Consider the following 17,940-nt stretch of genomic DNA (forward strand, 5'->3'; position numbering starts at 1 on the left):
CAGGGTAAACGGCTTGTCCCGCCACTTCACTGAGGACAGCCTCCGCCGATACCTCCTGGAGCGTTCGGTCCGGCAGGCCGACGGCTGCCTGATCGTCCGGGGGTACGGCACCCGGCGCGGCGTCTACCAGAAGGTCGCGGGCCGGGCCTGGGCGCACATCGCGGCCTACGCCGCCTTCGTCGGAGGCTACGACCCCGCGCTGGACGTCGACCACCTGTGCGACGCCCGGGACTGTGTGGAGCCCACCCATCTGCGACAGGTCAGTCGCGCGGAGATCTGCCGTACCCGGGAGCAGCCGTCGACCTGCCGCAACGGGCACGACCGCGAGGCCGACGAATCGACGGGGCGATACCGGCGCACGTGCCGCGCCTGCAACCGGGACGGTCAGCGTCGTTGGCGAGAGCGCCAGGCCGTCGAGGTGGCGCTGGCCCGCGCGGCGTACGTCCCGAACCCAGGAGAGTCAGCGCGCACGTAGTGTCCGTGCCCCGACCCTCACCCGGCGGCGGTCATCGCGAAGACGGCCAGCTCGTGAGCCTCGCGCCCGTCCTGCTCGGCCATCCGCAGTGTGGTCTCCCGCTGGTACCCGGCCTTCTCGGCCACCCGTAGGGACGCCATGTTGTCGACCCGACAGTGCAACTGAACCCGCCGCATCCCACCGTCGGCGAGCGCCCACCGTCCCACCGCCCCGGCCGCCTCGGTCGCAAAACCGCGGCCTCGCTGACTGCTGTGTATTCCGTAACCGATCTCGGTACGACCGGCCTCCCAGTCGGTGTCCCGCAACCCGGTGCTACCGACGATCTCGCCGGTGGCCCGCTCCAGGATCACCAGGTGTACGCCCTCACCGCTCAAGCGCCGCTGATGCACCGTGTCCGCCAGCCACCCTTCCACGTCAGCGACCGCCTCAGGGAAGCCGGGCGGCAGTGCCGTGCGATCCCCCGCCGCCACGAATGCCGCCACAGACGCCACGTCCTGCGGCCCGAACTCACGAATCTCCAACCCACCGGAGATGATCTTCACTGGAGGGAACATGGCGTGCAGGGTAAGCCCTCACCCGTGGGCGGTGCAGTGGAATTACGCCCGTCCGACGCCTCCCACATCCCACGGGTCATCTCGTACTCGACCTCACCCAGGTCCGCTCCCGGCAGCGGTTCGTCCCAGGTCGGGAAGTACGTGCGCACGTACCGCATGCCGATCGCCTCCATCACGCCCCGAGAGCCGGCGTTCACAGCCATGGTCTGCGCGATCACCCGGCTCTGCCCGACGGTGTCGAAGGCGTGCCGCAGCAGGGCGCGGGATGCCTCGCTGGCCAGGCCCTTCCGCCAGTGCCGGCGAACAAGTCGGTAACCCAGCTCCGCGACGGTGGGGTCGTCGGGTTGGTCGGGGCCGTGCGCCGGCGGAAGCATCAGAAGGCCGATGAACTCGCCCTCGTCCTCACGTGCCGGCGACGTCGAGTCACGGGCACCGCCACCAGACCCGAACGCCATCCAGTAGCCCAGGCCGACCACGTTGCGCGCCAGGGCCATCCTCTGTGCGTGAGACGCCAGCACCTCGTCCCTGGATCGCGCCCGGCCGAAGAGGTAGCGAAGCACCTCCGGATCGGAGTCGAGCTGGATCTCCAGCTCGAGGTGCCGGTCGGCGAGCGGAACCAGCAGCAGACGGTCGGTGCGCAAGATCGGTTGCGGCATGCGGCAACGATCGCATGATCATGCCAGCGGTGCGATCCGATTTGCCGCAGGTCAAACGCACTCCGTGATGGTGCGCACGGCCCCGGACGGCAGCATGGTCCACCAAGGACACCATTCTGATTCCTTACGCACAAGAACTGTCATTATGATGCATGCACGGTATGCCCCTTATGTGGTGATGGTTTATCGGATTATCGTTACCGACAAACCGATAATGAGCTGCGGGGCTGGTGTGACTCTCGACCGGGTTGAGGGCCGAGCGCCTTCCACCGCTGCACCCTCGCGCCAGCTATATGCCGAACGACCACTGCTCGGGCAACATCAGTTGGCAGGCTTGCCGAACCAGCGGGAGAGGTGATCGTCCAGATCCTGCTGATCGTCGCCGATCCAGGCGACGTGGCCGTCGGGGCGTAGCAGGACGCACGGAAAGTCCAGGACTGCAGTGGGATCCGCGAGGTAGTCGACCCGGTCTGACCAGCCGCCGACGGTCAGGCGTTCGGTGCGGTCCAGCAGCAGGCCGCGGCCGCGATGCAGCAGGCCGTAGAGGTGGCCCTGTTTCACGTCGATGTCGCGCAGGCGGCGGCCGAGCAGGTCGGGGCCTTCGCCGAAGTCGTAGCGGATGCCGATCGCGGTGATCTTCTCGATCAGATGGCGGTTCACCTCGTCGAGGTCCATCAGTTCGGTGAGCAGCCTGCGCACGGCCTGCGGGCCCGGTTCGGTGGACAACAGTTCCATCTGGGCGCGGGTGTTGTCCAGCACGTCCTCGGCGACCGGATGACGTTCGGCGTGGTAGGTGTCCAGCAGCGTTTCCGGCGCCCAGCCGCGGATCTCTGCGGCCAGTTTCCAGCCGAGGTTGAACGCGTCCTGAACGCCCAGGTTGAGGCCCTGCCCGCCGGTGGGCGGGTGGATGTGTGCCGCATCGCCGGCCAGCAGCACCCGCCCGACCCGATACCGTTCGGCCAGCCGGGTGGCATCCCCGAAGCGGGACAACCAACGCGGGGAGTGCACGCCGAAATCGGTTCCGGCGATGGTGCGCAACTGTTGTTTGAAATCCTCAAGGGTGGGCGGTTCCGCGCGGTCGCTGACTCCCGAGGCCGGGACCACCACCTGATAGGCCCCTCGGCCGAAGGGCCGGAGCCAGAATCGCTGATGGGTCGCGCGGATTGCGGTCACCGCTGCGGTGATCTCCTCCTGCGGCACACCCACCTGCATCTCGCCCATCAGCGTCTCGGTCCGCGAGGGCTCGCCGGGGAAGCCGACGCCGAGTAGTTTTCGCACCGTACTGCGCCCGCCGTCACAGCCGACGAGATAGCGCGAACGCAGCTGCTCCCCGCCGGCCAGCTCCACGGTCACACCGTCGTCGTCCTGCTCGAAATCGGCCACCGCACAACCGCGCCGGACCTGCGCGCCCAGCTCGATCGCATGTTCTTCGAGCAGGCGAACGATGACCGGCTGCGGGATGCCCAGCAGATAGGCGTGCGCGGAATCCAGGCCCTCGGGCGCGGGTTTGTCGATGGCAGCGAAGAAACCGCCGGCCGGGCGCCGCCTTCCATGTTCGAGAATCCGCTCCAGCAGTCCGCGCATCGCCATCAGCTCGATACTGCGGATGTGCAGACCGACTATGCGGACGAACGACACGGGCTCGGTTTCCTTCTCCAGGACGAGTACCCGCACATCGTGTAGCCGCAGTTCGGCGGCCAGCATCGCACCGGTCGGCCCGCACCCGGCGATGATCACGTCGAACATGAGGGGCACGCGATCGGTGCCGGAGGCCGGCGATGGGAGTCCGGGGACGTCGCCCAACCTGGAGTCGCGCTGGACCGTATCGGTCGCCGACGGCTCGGCGGTGAACTGCAGAGAGCGCATAGGTGTTGCCTTTCGGGAGTGCCTCGTTGGCGAGGCGCTCCCGGCGACACCTACGTCAATCGCCCGACCGTGACGGGAAGGGGGAGCACCCACATCGATACAGCGTTCATGGGTCTCACCTCCTCGGGCGGTGCACGGTCAGCTGCAAGCTACAAGCCCGAGCATCATCCCGTCCAATCATTTACCAGCCGCGCGCGGTGCGCAGCGTGCAGGCGCGGGTGGCGTATCTGCACGCTGCGCACCGGGGCTGGGATCAACGCTCCAACAGGCGCATGGCGGCTTCGTCGTGGGTCTCGCCGACTGCGGGAGGAAGGTTGTCGAGCTTCTCGATCTGCTCGGCGGTCAGTTCCACGGCGTCGGAGGCACTGTTCTCCTCGACGCGTGCCACGCGCTTGGTGCCGGGGATGGGGGCGATGTCGTCGCCCCGGGTCAGCAGCCAGGCCAGTGCGATCTGCGCGGGGGTGGTACCCGCTTCGGCGGCGATGGCTTGGACCTCGTCCGCGAGACGCAGGTTGCGCTGGAAGTTCTCGCCGGTGAAGCGCGGGTTGTTCTTACGCAGGTCGGTCTCGTCGAAGCCGCTGGTCGAGCGGATCTGTCCGGTGAGGAATCCGCGTCCAAGGGGCGAGTAGGGCACGAAGCCGATGTTCAGCTCGCGCAGCAGGGGCAGCACCTGCGCCTCCGGGTGCCGGGTCCACAGGGAGTACTCCGACTGGATGGCGGCGACGGGATGCACGGCGTGGGCGCGGCGGATCGTCTCCGGTCCGGCCTCGGACAGGCCGATGTGGCGGATCTTGCCCTCGGTGATCAGTTCGGCCAGCGTCCCGATGGTGTCCTCAATGGGCGTGTTCGGGTCGACCCGGTGTTGGTAGTACAGGTCGATGTAGTCGGTGCCCAGCCGCTTGAGCGAGCCTTCGACGGCGGTGCGAATGTTGGCCGGGCTGCTGTCGAGTTGCCCTGCCCCGCCGCGCGCATGCGAGATCATGCCGAACTTCGTCGCCACCACGGCCTGGTCCCGGCGGCCCTTGAGCGCTTTGCCGAGGAGTTCCTCGTTGATGTACGGACCGTAGACCTCGGCGGTGTCCAGGAACGTGACACCCAGTTCCAGGGCCCGGTGGATGGTACGGATCGATTCGGCGTCGTCCGTGCCGGCTCCCGTGTAGGCGTAGGACATCGATACCAAGCCCAGACCGATACGGGAGACGTCCAGGTCCCCCAGCTTGATGTGCTTCATTGCGGTTCTCCGTTTCTCTGGCAATCTGTACGACTTGGTGGGCACTGCGAACGGCTTCGCCGCTCATCGCCGGTGCGCGGCCCGTTCCAGGGGTCGCACCACGGGTGGGACGGGTCAGGCGACGGGGATCCAGGTGAACCGGCCGTCAGGGCGGCGCTCGGCGCGTCCGAACACCACGTCGGCGAAGTGGTTGCCGTAGCCGATGGTGTCGGGACGGCTCAGTTCTTCGACCAGGCGGCGGCGGTACTCGGCGGCTTCGGCGGGGTCGTGGTCGATCCCGCAGCCCCATTCGGGGTGGGTGACCTGGACCGGCGCGTGCATTGCGTCGCCGAACGCGATGAGCCGCCGGTCCCCGCCGGTGATGGTGTACGTGGTGTGGCCGACGGTGTGTCCGAGCGAGAACGACACCCGTACGCCGGGGAAGATCTCTTCGCCGTCCTCGACCGTACGGACGCGGGGCGCGAAGGCGGCCAGACGTTCCTCGGTCGCGCCACCCTCGGCGGCCAGGTCGCGCCGCTCCCACTCGGGTGCCGCGACGAAGTGGGTGGCGTGCGCGAACGGCGGCACATCGGCGCCGGGCTCGGTGCCCCAGGCCCAGCCCAGGTGGTCGAGGTGCAGGTGGGTGATGGCGACGGCCTCGATCTGGCGCGGCTCGCGGCCCAGCCGCCGCAGGCCGTTGAGCAGCTCGCCGCCGTGGATACCGCCCAGCATCGGGTTGGCCGGGTCGTCGGGGTGGGACTCGGGTCCGAACCCGGTGTCGATGAGCAGGGCCCGGTCACCCCGCTCGACCAGCAGCCCGCCGACGGCCGCGGGTAGGAAGCCGTCGTCGTCGAGATGATCGCGGTTGGCCGCCCAGTCCGCAGCGCTGGCGGCGGGCAGCCAGCCGTGCGGCTTGCACAGGGCCAGCCCGTCCGGAACGTAGGTGATCTTCAGTTCACCCAGGCGGAGCGAACGAACACGCGGTGCGCTCGTCAGCCGTTTGCGATCGAAATGGGCCGTTGTGGCCATATGGTCCTACCTCGCGCTCGAAGAGATGCCGCCAGGCGACGGCACCCGGGGAAGGTTACAGCTTGAATAGCTTCAGCTGCAACTATTCGAGTCGCAGTAGACTTCGGGCTGTGGCCACCGAGCGCGAGACCCAAGCCGACCGTCGGGTGTGCGGGCTGGTCAAAGACCTGGCCAGTCAGATCGAAGCTCACCTTCGGGCACGGGCGGCCACCCTCGGTCTCACCGCCACACAGGCCACCGCGCTGCGCGAGCTGACGCACCCCATGACCCTGCGCGAACTCGCCGAACGGATGAGCTGCGAACCCTCCAACATCACCTTCGTCGCCGATCGCCTCGAAGGGCAGGGCTACCTCGAACGCCATCCACACCCCGACGACCGCCGCGCCAAGCAGCTCATACTGACCCCCAAGGGCGCCGAACTTCGCGACCGCCTCGTCGAGTTGCTCTCCGAAGACTCGCCCCTGGCCCCTCTGGCCCCCGAAGAGCAGGACGTCCTGCAGCACCTCCTCACCCGCGCCCTCATTCGCTGACCGCTCTGCCGGGGCTGCACGGAGGCGTTCACACCGGGCGAGTCAGGTGAGCACCCGGATCGGGCTGCCGTCGAGGAAGGCGCCGATGTCGTCCACGGCGTCACCGAAGAACGTCGCGTAGTTCAGCTCGCTGACATAGCCGAGGTGCGGCGTGGCCAGCACGTTCGGCAACGTACGGAACTCATGGCCGGCGGGCAGCGGCTCCTCGTCGAACACGTCCAGCCCGGCCCCCGCGATCCGCCCCTCGCGCAGCGCGGACGCCAGGGCGGACTGGTCGACGATCGCCGCCCGCGAGGTGTTGACCAGGTAGGCGGTGGGCTTCATCTGCGCGAGTTCCCGCCCGCCGACGAGTCCGCGCGTCCGGTCGCCGAGCACGAGGTGAATGGAGACGATGTCGGAGCCGCCGAGCAGGGCGTCCAGGCCGGGGGCCAGGCGCGCGCCGCGCTCCTCGGCGCGCTCGGGCGTCAGGTTCTGGCTCCAGGCCAGCACGTCCATGCCGAACGCCCGCCCGACCGCCGCCACCTGCGACCCGATCCTGCCCAGGCCGAGCAGCCCGAGGGTGCGTCCATGCAGGTCGGTGCCGAGGGTGTGCTGCCAGGGACCGCCGGTGCGCAGCGCGGTCGCCTCGGGAACCAGGTGGCGGGCCAGGCCGAGGATCAGCGCCCACGTCAGCTCGACCGTCGAGGTCCAACCGCCGCCCGTGCCGCACACCGTGACGCCGTGCGCCCGCGCCGCCTCCAGGTCGATGGCGACGTTGCTCATGCCGGTGGTGACGAGCAGCCGCAGGTGGGGCAGCCGCTCGAACACCTCGGCAGAGAACGGCGTGCGCTCCCGCATGGCGACCACGATCTCGCACTCGTGGATCGCCGCCACGAGCTCGTCAATGCCCGTGAAGTGCTCGCGGAAGCTGGTGGCCCGGACCCGGGACCAGTCCGCCAGCCCGAGCGCCACCCCCTGGTAGTCATCCAGCAGGGCGCAGCGGAAATCAGGTGACATGACGAACGACCGTACGCCTCCCGCTCCAGCTCATCGCCACTTTGGCGCCGCGGTCACGCTTGAGAGCAGGACGCAAATCTGTTATTTCTCGTCCGTGTGGGGGTTCGCGCTGATGGACTCCTGATAGACGTCCGCGTAGGTGCGCGAATCCTTGATCAGGTCATCGCAGAAGGCGGCGACGTCGTTGCCGACGAGTTCCAAAACGCCCTTGCCGGCCGCCGCGCCCTCCTCGAAGAAGTCGACGATCCCGGGGAGCAGAGGGCCGTCAGGCAGGTCGACCGGTCCGACCTTGAACAGGTACTTCTGCATCTCCTTGTAGACGATCTGGTAGTCCGGCGGGAGCGCCTTGACCCGAGCCACGTGCGCCCGCCACTGCTTCTTGCCCTCGATGATGTCCTGAATGCCCACGTCAGCCTCCTACCCGGCCCAGTTTTCTCGCGACGTTCCTGTTCAACTGCTCGCGCCACCGGTCGCGGTAGGTGCGGGCTCCCTCGCCGCCGGCCAGCGCCGCGCAGAAGCCGGGGATGTCGTCGCCGAGCACCTCGTGGGCACCCTGCCCGTCCGCCGCCGCCTCTTCGAGCAGCCCCAGGGCCGCGTCGAGAACTGGCGTCAGGTTGCGACCCGTGAAGCCCGCGTAGGGGTGAAGGCAACTCTTGATCTGTTGCCACGCCGCCTTGTGGTCGGCCGGCAGTGCCTCCGCCCGGGCTTCGAACGCCTGCCATTCCCGGGTGAGATCGCTGCCGGTGATGGTGTCCCAGAAGCTCATCGCGCTCCCTCCTTGAGCCTGTCAATGCGTGATGAGACGTACTGCCACTTCGCCCAGAACGTCGCGAGTTCCCGACGCCCTGCGTCGTTGAGCGCGTAGAACTTGCGCGGAGGGCCCACCTCGGACGGCCGTTTCGTCACCTCGACGAGGCCGTTCCGCTCCAGTCGCAACAGGATGGTGTACACCGTCCCCTCGACCACGTCGGCGAAGCCCAGCTCGTTCAGCCGACGCGTGATGGCGTACCCGTAGGTTTCCTCGCCGCGGATGATTTCGAGCACGCAGCCTTCGAGCGTGCCTTTCAGCATCTCCGTCAGGTCGTCCATCGCGCTCCTCGTCGGCCACCTGGTACTTCGTAGTACCGAGTACCGCTATACGGTATCACCGACTAGCGGTTACTTGGTAGTACCGAGTACGAGCCCTTGCGCATGCCTATTGGGAGCCGCCGAGAGCAAAAGCCCTGCGCCGTCAGAGGTCTTGCAGGCGAGTCAGCGATCGGTGGAGCCACTCGGCCATCAGCGCGCGTTCGGCGTCGGTAAGCCCTGGGAGGTCGGGCAGCACCGTCGCGAATGTCACAGCGACCGCGTTCGTGGCCGTGTCGGGTGTCGCCGGAGTTGTCGCCAGGATGCTGTTGAGCGCAGCATCGAGCATGGCCTCGCTCAGACCGGGGTCACGCTGCTCCGGGGGTACTCCCAACAGGGTGAGGATGGTTCCGTTACCCGCAGAGTGGATCATCAAAAGTGCCCGCTGCTCGTCGACCCGCAGGAGGCCGGCTGCGGCGAGTCGCCGAACGCGGCGACGCAGCACGTCGAGGCCCGCGACCGTCGCCGGCGAGGGTGCGCCGCTCCCCCGCGTCGCGATCAGCGCGTACAGCTCGGGGTTCGCCAGTCCGAACTCCACGTGCGTACGCCATCCGGCGCGCAGGTCCGCGATCGGGTCACCCGCCGCGACCGATTTCCCGCTGACGTAGGTGGCCATGACGTGTTCGGCGACGGCGTCGATAAGGCCGTCCTTGTCGCCGAACAAGCGGTAGATGGTCGGGGCCTGCACGCCTGCGGCCTGGGCGACGGCGCGCGTCGTCACCGCGCTCGCGCCCTTCGCGCGTAGCAGTCGGGTGGCTGCCGCGACGATGCCGGAACGGACGTCGTCGCGGGATGCCGTGTCCTGAGTCGTCACCATGAACCGATGCTAACAGCGCCTTGTTATCCTCGAAATATCAGTGTTAACGTTTCCGGCATACCGCCGATAACAAGGGAGCGTTCATCATGTTCGTCGTCACCGGTGCCACTGGTCAGCTCGGGTCCCAGATCGTCGACCAGCTCCTCCACCGCCTGCCACCCCACGCCGTGGGCGTGAGCGTGCGCGACGTCGACAAGGCCGCGGACCTCGCCGAGCGCGGTGTCCGGGTCCGTGCCGGAGACTTCACCGACCCAGCCACGCTGGAGCACGCCTTCGAGGGTGCCGAGAAGGTCCTCATCGTGTCCGCCGCCATCCGCGGTAGCGGCGCGGTCGTCGCGAACCGCGCCGCCATCGACGCCGCCCGGGCCGCGGGAGCCAAACGAATCGTGTACACCAGCCACCAGGCCGCCTCCAGGGACTCGCTGTTTGCTCCCCAGCCCACGCACGCCGCGACCGAGGAGCACCTGGCCGGACTGGGGGTTCCCTTCACCGCACTGCGCAACGGGTTCTACGCGAGCACGCTCAGCTACTCCATCGGTGCGGCGCTGGAGACCGGGCAGATCGTGGCGCCGGCGGACGGGCCGGTGTCCTGGACCGCGCATTCAGACCTGGCCGAGGCCGCAGCCATCGCAGTGGCCGAGGAGGGCCTGCTCGATGGCGTCACGCCTGCGCTGACCGCGGCGGAAGCGCTCGACCTCGAAGCGGTGGCCGGCATCCTCGCCGGGATCACGGGCCGCGCCATCACCCGAGTGGTTGTCGGCGACGCGGAGTGGAAGGCCAATGCCGTCGCGCATGGCATGCCCGCGGCAGCCGCCGACTTCACCCTCGGCATGTACCGCGCAGCGCGACGGGGAGAGTTCGCCGTCACCGATCCGACGCTTGAAACCCTCATCGGTCGTCGTCCGACGTCCGCCCGGTCGGTGCTCGAGGCCATGGTCTCCCAACTGTGATGCGTGATGACCAGACCCTCCACGGTGAGTTGACCCTCGACCGGGTCGAGGCCCGAACATCGGCGACATGGACAACCAGCCGACACCCGACCCGACCATGACCCGCATCGGCGAGGCGGTGCAGGTCGGCCGATCAGGGCAGAAGGCTCTCGCCCGTGACGCCCTCACCGCGCTGTGGGACGAGGTCGGCCCCACCGGCGACGCCTTCCACCGCTGCACCCTCGCCCACTACCTTGCCGATCTCCAGGACACCACCGAAGCGGAGCTGAGCTGGGATGAGCGCGCCCTGGCCGCCGTGTCCGACCTGACCGACGAGCGCGCCCAGCGTTACCTGTCCTCGCTCCAGGTCCAGGCGTTCCTGCCGTCGCTGTACCTGAACCTGGCCGACTGCCACAGGCGTCTGGGCAACCCCGCCCAGGCCCGGGAGCACCTGGCCCGGGCCAGCGAACACCTGGTGCACCTGTCCGACGACCCGTACGGCGAGGCCATCCGCGCCGCCATCCGCGAGTTCGCCGCGGACGACCCGACCGACGCTCGGCGGTAGCGGTCGGCGGGGCCGAAACGCCGGGTTTGGCCGAGCCGGCGCGAGCCCGGCGTCCCGCTGGTCAGCGCAGCATCGCCCGGGTCATTCGACGAGTGGCGACGTACATCGCGACCGAGCCGAACGCGACGAGGTAGACCACCGGGATCAGCAGGTCCCGGACGACGGCCCGCGGCAGGCTGAAGTATCGCCGGTAGATGTGGCGATTTCGGAGCCAGCGTCGGGCGCCCCTCTCTCGCCAGTCCACGTGCCAGCCCGAGACCTTCCGATGTCAGTCGACGGCAATCTGTAGGTTGTCTTCTTGACGGACGGCTGACGTGTAGCTAAGTTTCAGCCACCCGGACTGAGAGGCGTCTATGCAGACCCGACTCGTTACCGCGACCGCCTGGGTGACCACATTGGCGGCCACCCTCGCCCCCGTCCCCGCTCACGCCACCACCCCGGCACACCCGCCCACCGGCGAGCACGGCTGGGTCACGTCGACGCTGCGGCACATGAGCCTGGAGCAGAAGGTCGGCCAACTCTTCTCCACCTACGTCTACGGCGGCGACGCCACCGAACCCACGGCCGCCGACCGGGCCGCGAACCTCGCCGCGTTCGGTGTGGAGACGCCGGCCGAGGTGATCCAGCGGTACCACCTCGGCGGCGTCTGCTACTTCTCCTGGTCGCACAACCTGGACAGTCCCCGGCAGATCGCGACGCTCTCCAATGGACTCCAGCGGGCCGCCCTCGGCGACGGCGCGAAGGGCCGGGTGCCCCTGCTCATCTCCACCGACCAGGAGCAGGGCACCGTACTGCGGATGCCCTCCCCCGCCGCCCAGTTCCCGGGGGCGATGGCGCTGGGGGCCGCGCGGTCGACCCGGGACGCCCGGACGGCGGCGGACATCACCGGGCGAGAGCTGCGCGCCGTCGGCATCCGGCAGCCGTACGCGCCGATCGCCGACGTCAACGTCAACGCGGGCAACCCGGTGATCGGCGTCCGGTCCTTCGGCGCCGACCCCCGCCTGGTGGCCGACCTCACCGCCGCCCAGGTCACCGGCTTCCAGGACGACGCCCGGCTGACCGCTGTGGCGAAGCACTTCCCCGGGCACGGCGACACGGCCACCGACAGTCACACCGGCCTCCCGGTGATCAACCACAGCCGCGCCGAGTGGGACCGCATCGACGCGCCACCGTTCCGGCGGGCGATCAGCGCCGGCGTTGAATCGATCATGACCGCGCACATCGTGGTTCCCGCGCTCGACCCCTCCGGAGACCCCGCGACGTTGTCGCCGACGATCCTCACCGGCGTGCTGCGCGGTGAGCTGGGCTTCCGGGGCGTCATCGTCACCGACGCGCTCAACATGGCCGGCGTGCGGGCGAAGTACGGCGACGAGCGGGTGCCCGTACTGGCGCTCAAGGCCGGCGCCGACCAGCTCCTGATGCCACCGGACCTCGCGCTGGCCCGGGACGCGGTGCTGCGCGCCGTCGCCACCGGCGAGCTCACCGAGCGGCGGATCGACGAGTCGGTCCGGCGCATCCTCGGCATGAAGTACCGCCAGGGACTGGCCCACTCGCCGCTGGTCGACGTCGAGCGGGCGGTACGGACGGTCGGCGCGCCGGAGCACCTCGCCGCCGTCGCCCGGGTCACCGACCCGACGCTCACCGCCGTCCGCAACGACGCCGGCGTGCTGCCGCTGCCCCGCGCCGACCGGTCGGTCCTGGTCACCGGCTGGGACAGCGCCGCCTTCACCCCGGTCGCGACGGTCGCGGCCGGGTTCACCACCCGCGGCGCCCGGGCCACCGCCCGGCCGGCGACGCTGCCCTCCGACGCGGTGATCGCCGCGACGGCCACCCAGGCCGCCGAGCACGACCTCACCGTCGTGCTGGTGAACAAGGCGTGGGACACGACCGTGACCGACCCGCGCGCCACCCAGCAGCGCCTCGTCGCGGCGCTGCTCGCGACCGGGAAGCCCGTGGTCGTCGTGGCGGTCCGCGATCCCTACGACATCGCGTACCTGCCGGGCGTGACCACCTACCTGGCGACCTACTCGTACACCCGGGCGGCGATGGACGCCCTCGTCCGCGCGCTGCACGGCGAGCTGTCCCCGAGCGGACGGCTGCCCGTCACGATCCCCACGGCCGAGGGAACGGGCTCCGTGCTCTACCCCTACGGCCACGGCCTGAGCTGGTAGGAGACAACCAATGCAGCGGAGGAATTTCCTGGTCGGTACGGGCGCACTGGGCGCGGGAGCGCTCGGCGTCGGCGCGGCCGTGACGCCCGCAGTCGCCAGCCCCCGTGGCCGGCGGGTCCGCACCGGTCTGGACGAGCTGGTGTCCTCCGGGTTCGCCGAGCTCGCCGGCCAGCGGGTGGGGGTCGTCTCCAACCCGACCGGCGTCGACGCCGCCTACCGGCACCTCGTCGACCTGATGCACGGCTCCGGTCGGGTGCAGTTGGTCGCGGCGTTCGGCCCCGAGCACGGCTTCCGCGGCTCCGCGCAGGCCGGCGGCAGCGAGGGCACCGGCGTCGACGCGCGTACCGGCATCCCGGTGTACGACGCGTACGGCGCCTCGCTGGCCCGGTGGGAAGCGATGTTCACCGAGGCGGGGGTGGACACGGTGGTCTTCGACATCCAGGACGTCGGGGTCCGCTTCTACACGTACATCTGGACGATGTACACCTCGATGGTCGCCGCGGCCCGGGTCGGCAGACGCTACGTCGTGCTGGACCGACCCAACCCGATCGGCGGGCGGGCCTACGGGCCGCTGATGACCACGCCGTACACCTCGGGGGTGGGTCTGAAGGAGATCATCCAGCAGCACGGGATGACCGTCGGCGAGCTGGCCCGGTTCTTCAACGCCACCTTCCTGCCCGCCGAGGCGGGGCGACCGGTCGACCTGCACGTGGTGCGGTGCCGGCACTGGAAACGCGACGACCTCGCCGCCGACACCGGCGTGCCGTGGGTGATGCCCAGCCCGAACATGCCCACTCCGGACACCGCGCTCGTCTACCCGGGCACCGGCCTGTTCGAGGGCGTCGCGTCGATCACCGAGGGGCGCGGCACGTGTCGCCCGTTCGAGCTGATCGGCGGCCTGGCGACCGACTTCGACCACCACTGGGGCGACCGGCTCAACGCCCGGAACCTGCCCGGAGTCGAGTTCCGCGAGGCGTACTTCTCGCCGACCTCCGCCGGGCAGAAGCCGGCGCTGCTCAACAAGCTCTGCGCCGGCGTGGAGGTCAAGGTCGTCGACCCGGCGGCGTACGACCCGATCCGCACCGGGGTGGCGATGCTGGTGGAGGCGCGCAAGTACCCGGCCTTCGCCTGGCGGCAGGACACGTGGGACACGGTGCGCCCGTACTGGATCGACAAGCTCACCGGCTCGCCCCGGCTGCGGACCCAGATCGACGCCGGCGCCGACGTGGACGACGTGGTCGGCGCCTGGGCCGACGAGCTGGCCACCTTCAACCGGCAGCGCCGGCCCTACCTGCTCTACTGAAGGAGTGCGGTCATGACCAGGTCGACCCGTCGTCCGCTCCGCTCACTCGCGTTCGGCCTGGCCCTGGCGGTCGTGGGTACGGCGCTGCCAGCCAGCCCGGTGGCAGCGTCGCCCCCGGCCGGTCCGCCGACCGTCACCCCCGACGACATCCAGTTCCGGCACGACACGCTGCGCCGCGGCGACGCCCGCCAGGTCGGCCTGCTCCCGGAGCACGTGGACCGCCTCCCCGCCGACCTGGCCGGGTATCTCCAGCCGACGGCGGACCATCCCGGCTACCCGACGTACGCCGGCGCGGTGGTCCTGGCCGCCAAGGACGGCGTGATCGTCCAGCACGCCGCCGTGGGCAAGGCCGTGCGCTACGCCTCGGTCGGGCCACCGCCCGGCCTGGTCGGTGTGGAACTCCCCGCCGACCAGCAGATCGCGACCCGGCCGGACACCATCTACGACCTGGCCTCGGTGTCGAAGCTGTTCACCACGATCGTCGCCATGCAGCAGGTGGAGCGGGGTCGGGTGCAGCTCGACGTGCCGGTCGCCCGGTACGTCCCGGAGTTCGCCGCTGGCGGCAAGGCGACGGTCACGGTTCGGATGCTGCTCACCCACACGTCGGGTCTGCCCGCGTTCGTGCCACTGTGGAGCAGGTATCCGACGCCGGCCGAGCGGTTCGCCGCCGCGCTCGCCACGCCACTGGCGGCCGGCGCCACGCCCGGTTCCCGGTACGTCTACTCCGACCTCGGGCTGATCGCGCTGGGCGTACTGCTGGAACGGGTCACCGGCCGCCCGCTGGCCGACCTGGTCCGCGACGGCGTGACCGGGCCGCTGGGCATGACCGACACCGGCTACAACCCCGGTCCGGAGCGACGGTCACGGATCGCCGCGACCGAATACCAGGCGTACGCCGGGCGCGGCATGGTGTGGGGCGAGGTGCACGACGAGAACGCCTGGTCGCTCGGCGGGGTGGCCGGGCACGCGGGAGTCTTCTCCACCGCTGCCGACCTGGCCGTGCTCTGCCAGTCACTGCTCAACGGCGGCGAGTACCGTGGCCGCCGGATCCTGCTGTCGGACACGGTGCGCGCGATGCTGGTCAACTACAACGCGCCGCTGGAGTCGGCCTACCCGGAGAGCGACCGCGGCCTCGGCTTCGAACTGAACAAGCACTGGTACATGATGGGGCTGTCCTCGCCGGTGGGCTTCGGGCACACCGGCTTCACCGGAACGTCGATCGTCATCGACCCGCTGTCGCACTCGTTCGTCGTCATGCTCAGCAACCGGGTGCACCCCGACCGGGGCTGGGGCAGCAACAACGTGGCCCGGCGGGCGGTGGCACGGGACCTCGCGGAGGCGATGCCGGTGCGGCCGCGCTCGGCCAGCGCCTGGCGGGCCGATCCACGGGACTCCGCGACAAGCACACTCACGGCGCCGCTGCGCCGTCCCGCGCGGGGCGCCACGGCGAGCTTCCTGCTCTGGTACGACACCGAGCCCCGCTACGACAGCGCCCGATTCGAGGTCTCCACCGACGGGGGCCAGACCTGGGCGCCGACGACGATGCGGCTACGCGACGCCGGCCGACGGTGGAGCGCCGACGGCACCGTCACCGGCTACGGAGGCCGGGTCTGGTGGCAGGTCTCCGTGACGTTGCCCGACCAGGCCACCCACCTGCGATGGAGCAGCAGCACCGACGGCTCCGGTCAGGGGCGCGGCGTCTACGTCGACCGGGTCGTCGCGGCCGACCGGTACGGCCTGCTCTTCTCCGGCGAGGGCGCCGACGCCTCCCGGCTCGTCGCCGACGGGTGGTCACCCGCACGAAGCTGAGCCGAATCACGTTGCGGCGGCCGGCGGGCGCTGCGAGGGTCGACGGGTGACAGGGACGAACGGTGCCGACGTGCGGGATGCGGCCGCGGAGATGACCCTCGTGCTCGACCCGCACCGGGAGCGGGACTGGTCGGTGTCGGCCGGCACGCTGACCTGGAGCTGCTGGACCACGGCGGCCCACGTGGCGCACGACCTGCTCGGGTACGCCGGGCAGGTCACCGGCCGGCCCGACGACGGCTACCTGCCGTACGACCTGCGGGTCTCCCCCGACGCGACGCCGGCGCAGGTGCTGACCGTGGTGCGTGCCTGCGCCGGACTGCTCGCCGCCGCGGTCGACACGGCGCCGCCGGAGACCCGGGCCTGGCACTTCGGCCCGTGCGACCCGGCCGGTTTCGCCGCGATGGGAGTGGCCGAGACCCTGCTGCACACCCACGACATCACCCTCGGTCTCGGTGTGCCGTGGCTGCCGCCGCAACGGCTGAGCACCCTGGTGCTGCGGCGGCTCTTCCCGGACGCCCCGGCCGGCGCCGCACCCGAGGTGCTGCTGTGGCTGACCGGCCGTGGTGAACTGCCCGGACGGGCGCGGCGTACCTCATGGACCTGGCGCGCCGCGCTGGACTGACCGAAGCTCAGCGCACCGAGGAAGCGGCCAGCGAGTGCCGGTGGCCGTCGCGGGGGAACGGCGGATACGCCGGCAGCACCTCCTGGAAGACGTAGCCGCTCTTCTCCGCCACCCGGCAGGAGGCCGGGTTGTCCACCTGGTGCAGCAGGTCGAGGCGCTCCAGCTCGGTGAACTGCTCGAACGCCCACCTGCTCAGCGCGGTGACCGCGCGCGGGGCGACGCCCCGACCGCGCGCCCACGCCGCCGTCCAGTAGCCGACCTCGGCCGCCGGCCCTGCCGGCGTGACCCGCTTGAGCACCGCTTGCGCCACAAGCCGTCGACAGTCCACGCCGTCCTCCAGCACGGCGAAGCTGAACCGCCGGCCGTCGTCCCAGTCCCGCCGCGTCCGCTTCAGCCACTGGCCCTTGTCGGCGTCGGTCACCGGGTAGCGGGTCCACCGTTGCAGCACCGGATCCCGGTACGCCTCCACCAGCGCATCCAGGTCGTCGTCACGCCAGGGGCGCAGGACGAGGCCCGGCGCCGAAGGGGTGGTCAACGCGCGCAGCTCGATCGACATCCGCACAGTCTGCCGTCACCGGCCCGGTCGCGACGACCCGCCCGGCGGCTACGACGCCCGCCGCCACGGCAGCCACGCCCACCGGGACCGGCGCGTCGGTGCGACGGCGGGCGCAGGCGGGGCCTCGACGGTGGGTGTCCGGGGGCCGTTCGGGGCGTGCTCGGTACGCCAGCGGCGGACCACCTCGTCGGCGTTCACCGGCCGCACCGCCACCCGGGGGCCCTCGGGGTTACGCAGCCAGGCCACGATCTGGGCGTTCAACTGCCCCACGAAGTCCCGGACGGACTGCTCGGTGGGCAGGTCACGGACCTCGGCGGGGAGCTGCTCGATGCGCCGGCGCAGTTGCAGCGGTGTGGGCAGCAGCAGGTCGCTGGGGAGTGCCTCGCGCTCCAGGAAACTCTTGATCCACCACGACTCGTCGTACGGCATTCCGCGGCCGGGGATCGGCTTGCCCATGCCGGGCAGGTCGTCGAACTCGCCGCGTTGCACGGCCCCCTGGATCTGCGCCTCCACAGCCGCTTCCCACGCTTCGGTCACCCTGCGGCACCTCCCTGGCCACCGTAACGCGCCGCCTCCGACCGGCGGTGCGCACCGAAACGGGTCAGCGCGCCCGGGCCGGCGACCATTCCCGTCGCCGCCCGCGCGGCGTGGTTTCCGCCAGAGCGTCCGGTTCCGGGCGGACGGGCCACCGTCTGCCAGGTGGCCCTGGGCCGGGCTGGCCGCCCGG

General features: G+C 70.4%; 21 protein-coding genes. 8 read left to right on the forward strand and 13 right to left on the reverse strand.

Features of this window, described 5'->3' with window-relative positions; translation table 11 throughout:
* Positions 1–13: 13 nt before the first annotated feature.
* Entirely contained in the window at positions 14–475 is a 462-nt protein-coding gene (locus GA0070607_RS28640) for an HNH endonuclease (protein WP_231930457.1), read from the forward strand.
* Positions 476–492: 17 nt separating this feature from the next.
* Here the strand turns inward: GA0070607_RS28640 and GA0070607_RS28645 are convergent, their stop codons facing one another.
* The 5 genes from GA0070607_RS28645 to GA0070607_RS28665 all read right to left on the reverse strand — a co-directional run bounded on the left by GA0070607_RS28645 (position 493) and on the right by GA0070607_RS28665 (position 5,790).
* Complete coding sequence (locus GA0070607_RS28645; RefSeq protein ID WP_089020968.1) at positions 493–1,029, reverse strand: GNAT family N-acetyltransferase; 537 nt, start codon at positions 1,027–1,029, stop codon at positions 493–495.
* Positions 1,014–1,685: a GNAT family N-acetyltransferase gene (locus GA0070607_RS28650; protein ID WP_089020969.1), complete on the reverse strand. Its 672-nt coding sequence runs from the start codon at positions 1,683–1,685 to the stop codon at positions 1,014–1,016. Before GA0070607_RS28650 ends, GA0070607_RS28645 begins: the two co-directional genes overlap by 16 nt.
* A gap of 321 nt (positions 1,686–2,006) precedes the next feature.
* A complete protein-coding gene (rox, locus tag GA0070607_RS28655; protein ID WP_197701184.1) occupies positions 2,007–3,431 on the reverse strand; it encodes a rifampin monooxygenase in 1,425 nt (474 codons plus the stop codon).
* Positions 3,432–3,804: 373 nt separating this feature from the next.
* Positions 3,805–4,782 carry an aldo/keto reductase gene (locus GA0070607_RS28660; protein WP_089020971.1) on the reverse strand — a complete coding sequence of 326 codons (978 nt, stop codon included), beginning with the start codon at positions 4,780–4,782 and terminating at the stop codon, positions 3,805–3,807.
* 114 nt (positions 4,783–4,896) lie between these two features.
* Positions 4,897–5,790, reverse strand: a complete 894-nt coding sequence (locus GA0070607_RS28665; protein WP_089020972.1) for an MBL fold metallo-hydrolase — start codon at positions 5,788–5,790, stop codon at positions 4,897–4,899.
* 110 nt (positions 5,791–5,900) lie between these two features.
* On the opposite strand from GA0070607_RS28665, the gene GA0070607_RS28670 reads away from it, so the two are divergent.
* Positions 5,901–6,320 carry a MarR family winged helix-turn-helix transcriptional regulator gene (locus tag GA0070607_RS28670; RefSeq protein ID WP_089020973.1) on the forward strand — a complete coding sequence of 140 codons (420 nt, stop codon included), beginning with the start codon at positions 5,901–5,903 and terminating at the stop codon, positions 6,318–6,320.
* A gap of 42 nt (positions 6,321–6,362) precedes the next feature.
* Here the strand turns inward: GA0070607_RS28670 and GA0070607_RS28675 are convergent, their stop codons facing one another.
* The 5 genes from GA0070607_RS28675 to GA0070607_RS28695 form a co-directional block, all read right to left on the reverse strand.
* Positions 6,363–7,316, reverse strand: coding sequence for a D-2-hydroxyacid dehydrogenase family protein (locus GA0070607_RS28675; protein ID WP_089020974.1), 954 nt, complete (start codon positions 7,314–7,316; stop codon positions 6,363–6,365).
* A gap of 81 nt (positions 7,317–7,397) precedes the next feature.
* The gene (locus GA0070607_RS28680) at positions 7,398–7,724 is read right to left on the reverse strand and encodes a DUF1048 domain-containing protein (RefSeq protein WP_089020975.1); all 327 of its coding nucleotides are present in this window, start codon (positions 7,722–7,724) and stop codon (positions 7,398–7,400) included.
* Between the two features lies 1 nt (position 7,725).
* Positions 7,726–8,082 carry a DUF1048 domain-containing protein gene (locus GA0070607_RS28685; RefSeq protein WP_089020976.1) on the reverse strand — a complete coding sequence of 119 codons (357 nt, stop codon included), beginning with the start codon at positions 8,080–8,082 and terminating at the stop codon, positions 7,726–7,728.
* Positions 8,079–8,405 carry a PadR family transcriptional regulator gene (locus GA0070607_RS28690; protein ID WP_089020977.1) on the reverse strand — a complete coding sequence of 109 codons (327 nt, stop codon included), beginning with the start codon at positions 8,403–8,405 and terminating at the stop codon, positions 8,079–8,081. The genes GA0070607_RS28685 and GA0070607_RS28690 overlap by 4 nt, the downstream gene beginning before the upstream one ends.
* 142 nt (positions 8,406–8,547) lie before the next feature.
* Positions 8,548–9,258, reverse strand: a complete 711-nt coding sequence (locus GA0070607_RS28695) for a TetR/AcrR family transcriptional regulator (protein WP_089020978.1) — start codon at positions 9,256–9,258, stop codon at positions 8,548–8,550.
* Positions 9,259–9,344: 86 nt separating this feature from the next.
* On the opposite strand from GA0070607_RS28695, the gene GA0070607_RS28700 reads away from it, so the two are divergent.
* Positions 9,345–10,208: an NAD(P)H-binding protein gene (locus tag GA0070607_RS28700; RefSeq protein WP_089020979.1), complete on the forward strand. Its 864-nt coding sequence runs from the start codon at positions 9,345–9,347 to the stop codon at positions 10,206–10,208.
* A 67-nt stretch (positions 10,209–10,275) separates the two neighbouring features.
* On the forward strand, positions 10,276–10,752 hold the full coding sequence (locus GA0070607_RS28705) for a tetratricopeptide repeat protein (RefSeq protein ID WP_089020980.1): 477 nt from the start codon (positions 10,276–10,278) through the stop codon (positions 10,750–10,752).
* Positions 10,753–10,813: 61 nt separating this feature from the next.
* Here the strand turns inward: GA0070607_RS28705 and GA0070607_RS28710 are convergent, their stop codons facing one another.
* Positions 10,814–10,996 (reverse strand): hypothetical protein, encoded by a 183-nt coding sequence (locus GA0070607_RS28710; RefSeq protein WP_089020981.1) that lies wholly within the window; start codon positions 10,994–10,996, stop codon positions 10,814–10,816.
* A 109-nt stretch (positions 10,997–11,105) separates the two neighbouring features.
* Here GA0070607_RS28710 and GA0070607_RS28715 point away from each other — a divergent pair, with 109 nt between their 5' ends.
* The 4 genes from GA0070607_RS28715 to GA0070607_RS28730 are packed head-to-tail and all read left to right on the forward strand — an operon-like array spanning position 11,106 to position 16,657.
* Positions 11,106–12,923 carry a glycoside hydrolase family 3 protein gene (locus GA0070607_RS28715; RefSeq protein ID WP_089020982.1) on the forward strand — a complete coding sequence of 606 codons (1,818 nt, stop codon included), beginning with the start codon at positions 11,106–11,108 and terminating at the stop codon, positions 12,921–12,923.
* Between the two features lie 10 nt (positions 12,924–12,933).
* The gene (locus tag GA0070607_RS28720) at positions 12,934–14,226 is read left to right on the forward strand and encodes an exo-beta-N-acetylmuramidase NamZ family protein (protein ID WP_089020983.1); all 1,293 of its coding nucleotides are present in this window, start codon (positions 12,934–12,936) and stop codon (positions 14,224–14,226) included.
* A gap of 12 nt (positions 14,227–14,238) precedes the next feature.
* Entirely contained in the window at positions 14,239–16,035 is a 1,797-nt protein-coding gene (locus GA0070607_RS28725) for a serine hydrolase domain-containing protein (protein ID WP_089020984.1), read from the forward strand.
* Positions 16,036–16,081: 46 nt separating this feature from the next.
* The gene (locus tag GA0070607_RS28730; protein WP_231930459.1) at positions 16,082–16,657 is read left to right on the forward strand and encodes a maleylpyruvate isomerase N-terminal domain-containing protein; all 576 of its coding nucleotides are present in this window, start codon (positions 16,082–16,084) and stop codon (positions 16,655–16,657) included.
* A 7-nt stretch (positions 16,658–16,664) separates the two neighbouring features.
* Here the strand turns inward: GA0070607_RS28730 and GA0070607_RS28735 are convergent, their stop codons facing one another.
* Both GA0070607_RS28735 and GA0070607_RS28740 read right to left on the reverse strand, forming a co-directional pair.
* Positions 16,665–17,213, reverse strand: coding sequence for a GNAT family N-acetyltransferase (locus GA0070607_RS28735; protein ID WP_089020985.1), 549 nt, complete (start codon positions 17,211–17,213; stop codon positions 16,665–16,667).
* Positions 17,214–17,261: 48 nt separating this feature from the next.
* The gene (locus tag GA0070607_RS28740; protein ID WP_089020986.1) at positions 17,262–17,750 is read right to left on the reverse strand and encodes a DnaJ family domain-containing protein; all 489 of its coding nucleotides are present in this window, start codon (positions 17,748–17,750) and stop codon (positions 17,262–17,264) included.
* Between the last annotated feature and the right edge of the window lie 190 nt (positions 17,751–17,940).

The sequence above is a fragment of the Micromonospora coriariae genome (assembly GCF_900091455.1).
Lineage (GTDB): Bacteria > Actinomycetota > Actinomycetes > Mycobacteriales > Micromonosporaceae > Micromonospora > Micromonospora coriariae.

Bases quoted from the DNA above. Each gene is read 5' to 3' on its own strand.
- GA0070607_RS28700 (WP_089020979.1), top strand. From the start codon at position 9,345: ATGTTCGTCGTCACCGGTGCCACTGGTCAGCTCGGGTCCCAGATCGTC.
- rox (WP_197701184.1), bottom strand. From the start codon at position 3,431: ATGTTCGACGTGATCATCGCCGGGTGCGGGCCGACCGGTGCGATGCTG.
- GA0070607_RS28675 (WP_089020974.1), bottom strand. From the start codon at position 7,316: ATGTCACCTGATTTCCGCTGCGCCCTGCTGGATGACTACCAGGGGGTG.
- GA0070607_RS28690 (WP_089020977.1), bottom strand. From the start codon at position 8,405: ATGGACGACCTGACGGAGATGCTGAAAGGCACGCTCGAAGGCTGCGTG.
- GA0070607_RS28715 (WP_089020982.1), top strand. From the start codon at position 11,106: ATGCAGACCCGACTCGTTACCGCGACCGCCTGGGTGACCACATTGGCG.
- GA0070607_RS28720 (WP_089020983.1), top strand. From the start codon at position 12,934: ATGCAGCGGAGGAATTTCCTGGTCGGTACGGGCGCACTGGGCGCGGGA.
- GA0070607_RS28665 (WP_089020972.1), bottom strand. From the start codon at position 5,790: ATGGCCACAACGGCCCATTTCGATCGCAAACGGCTGACGAGCGCACCG.
- GA0070607_RS28660 (WP_089020971.1), bottom strand. From the start codon at position 4,782: ATGAAGCACATCAAGCTGGGGGACCTGGACGTCTCCCGTATCGGTCTG.
- GA0070607_RS28695 (WP_089020978.1), bottom strand. From the start codon at position 9,258: ATGGTGACGACTCAGGACACGGCATCCCGCGACGACGTCCGTTCCGGC.
- GA0070607_RS28685 (WP_089020976.1), bottom strand. From the start codon at position 8,082: ATGAGCTTCTGGGACACCATCACCGGCAGCGATCTCACCCGGGAATGG.
- GA0070607_RS28645 (WP_089020968.1), bottom strand. From the start codon at position 1,029: ATGTTCCCTCCAGTGAAGATCATCTCCGGTGGGTTGGAGATTCGTGAG.
- GA0070607_RS28650 (WP_089020969.1), bottom strand. From the start codon at position 1,685: ATGCCGCAACCGATCTTGCGCACCGACCGTCTGCTGCTGGTTCCGCTC.
- GA0070607_RS28725 (WP_089020984.1), top strand. From the start codon at position 14,239: ATGACCAGGTCGACCCGTCGTCCGCTCCGCTCACTCGCGTTCGGCCTG.
- GA0070607_RS28705 (WP_089020980.1), top strand. From the start codon at position 10,276: ATGGACAACCAGCCGACACCCGACCCGACCATGACCCGCATCGGCGAG.
- GA0070607_RS28735 (WP_089020985.1), bottom strand. From the start codon at position 17,213: ATGTCGATCGAGCTGCGCGCGTTGACCACCCCTTCGGCGCCGGGCCTC.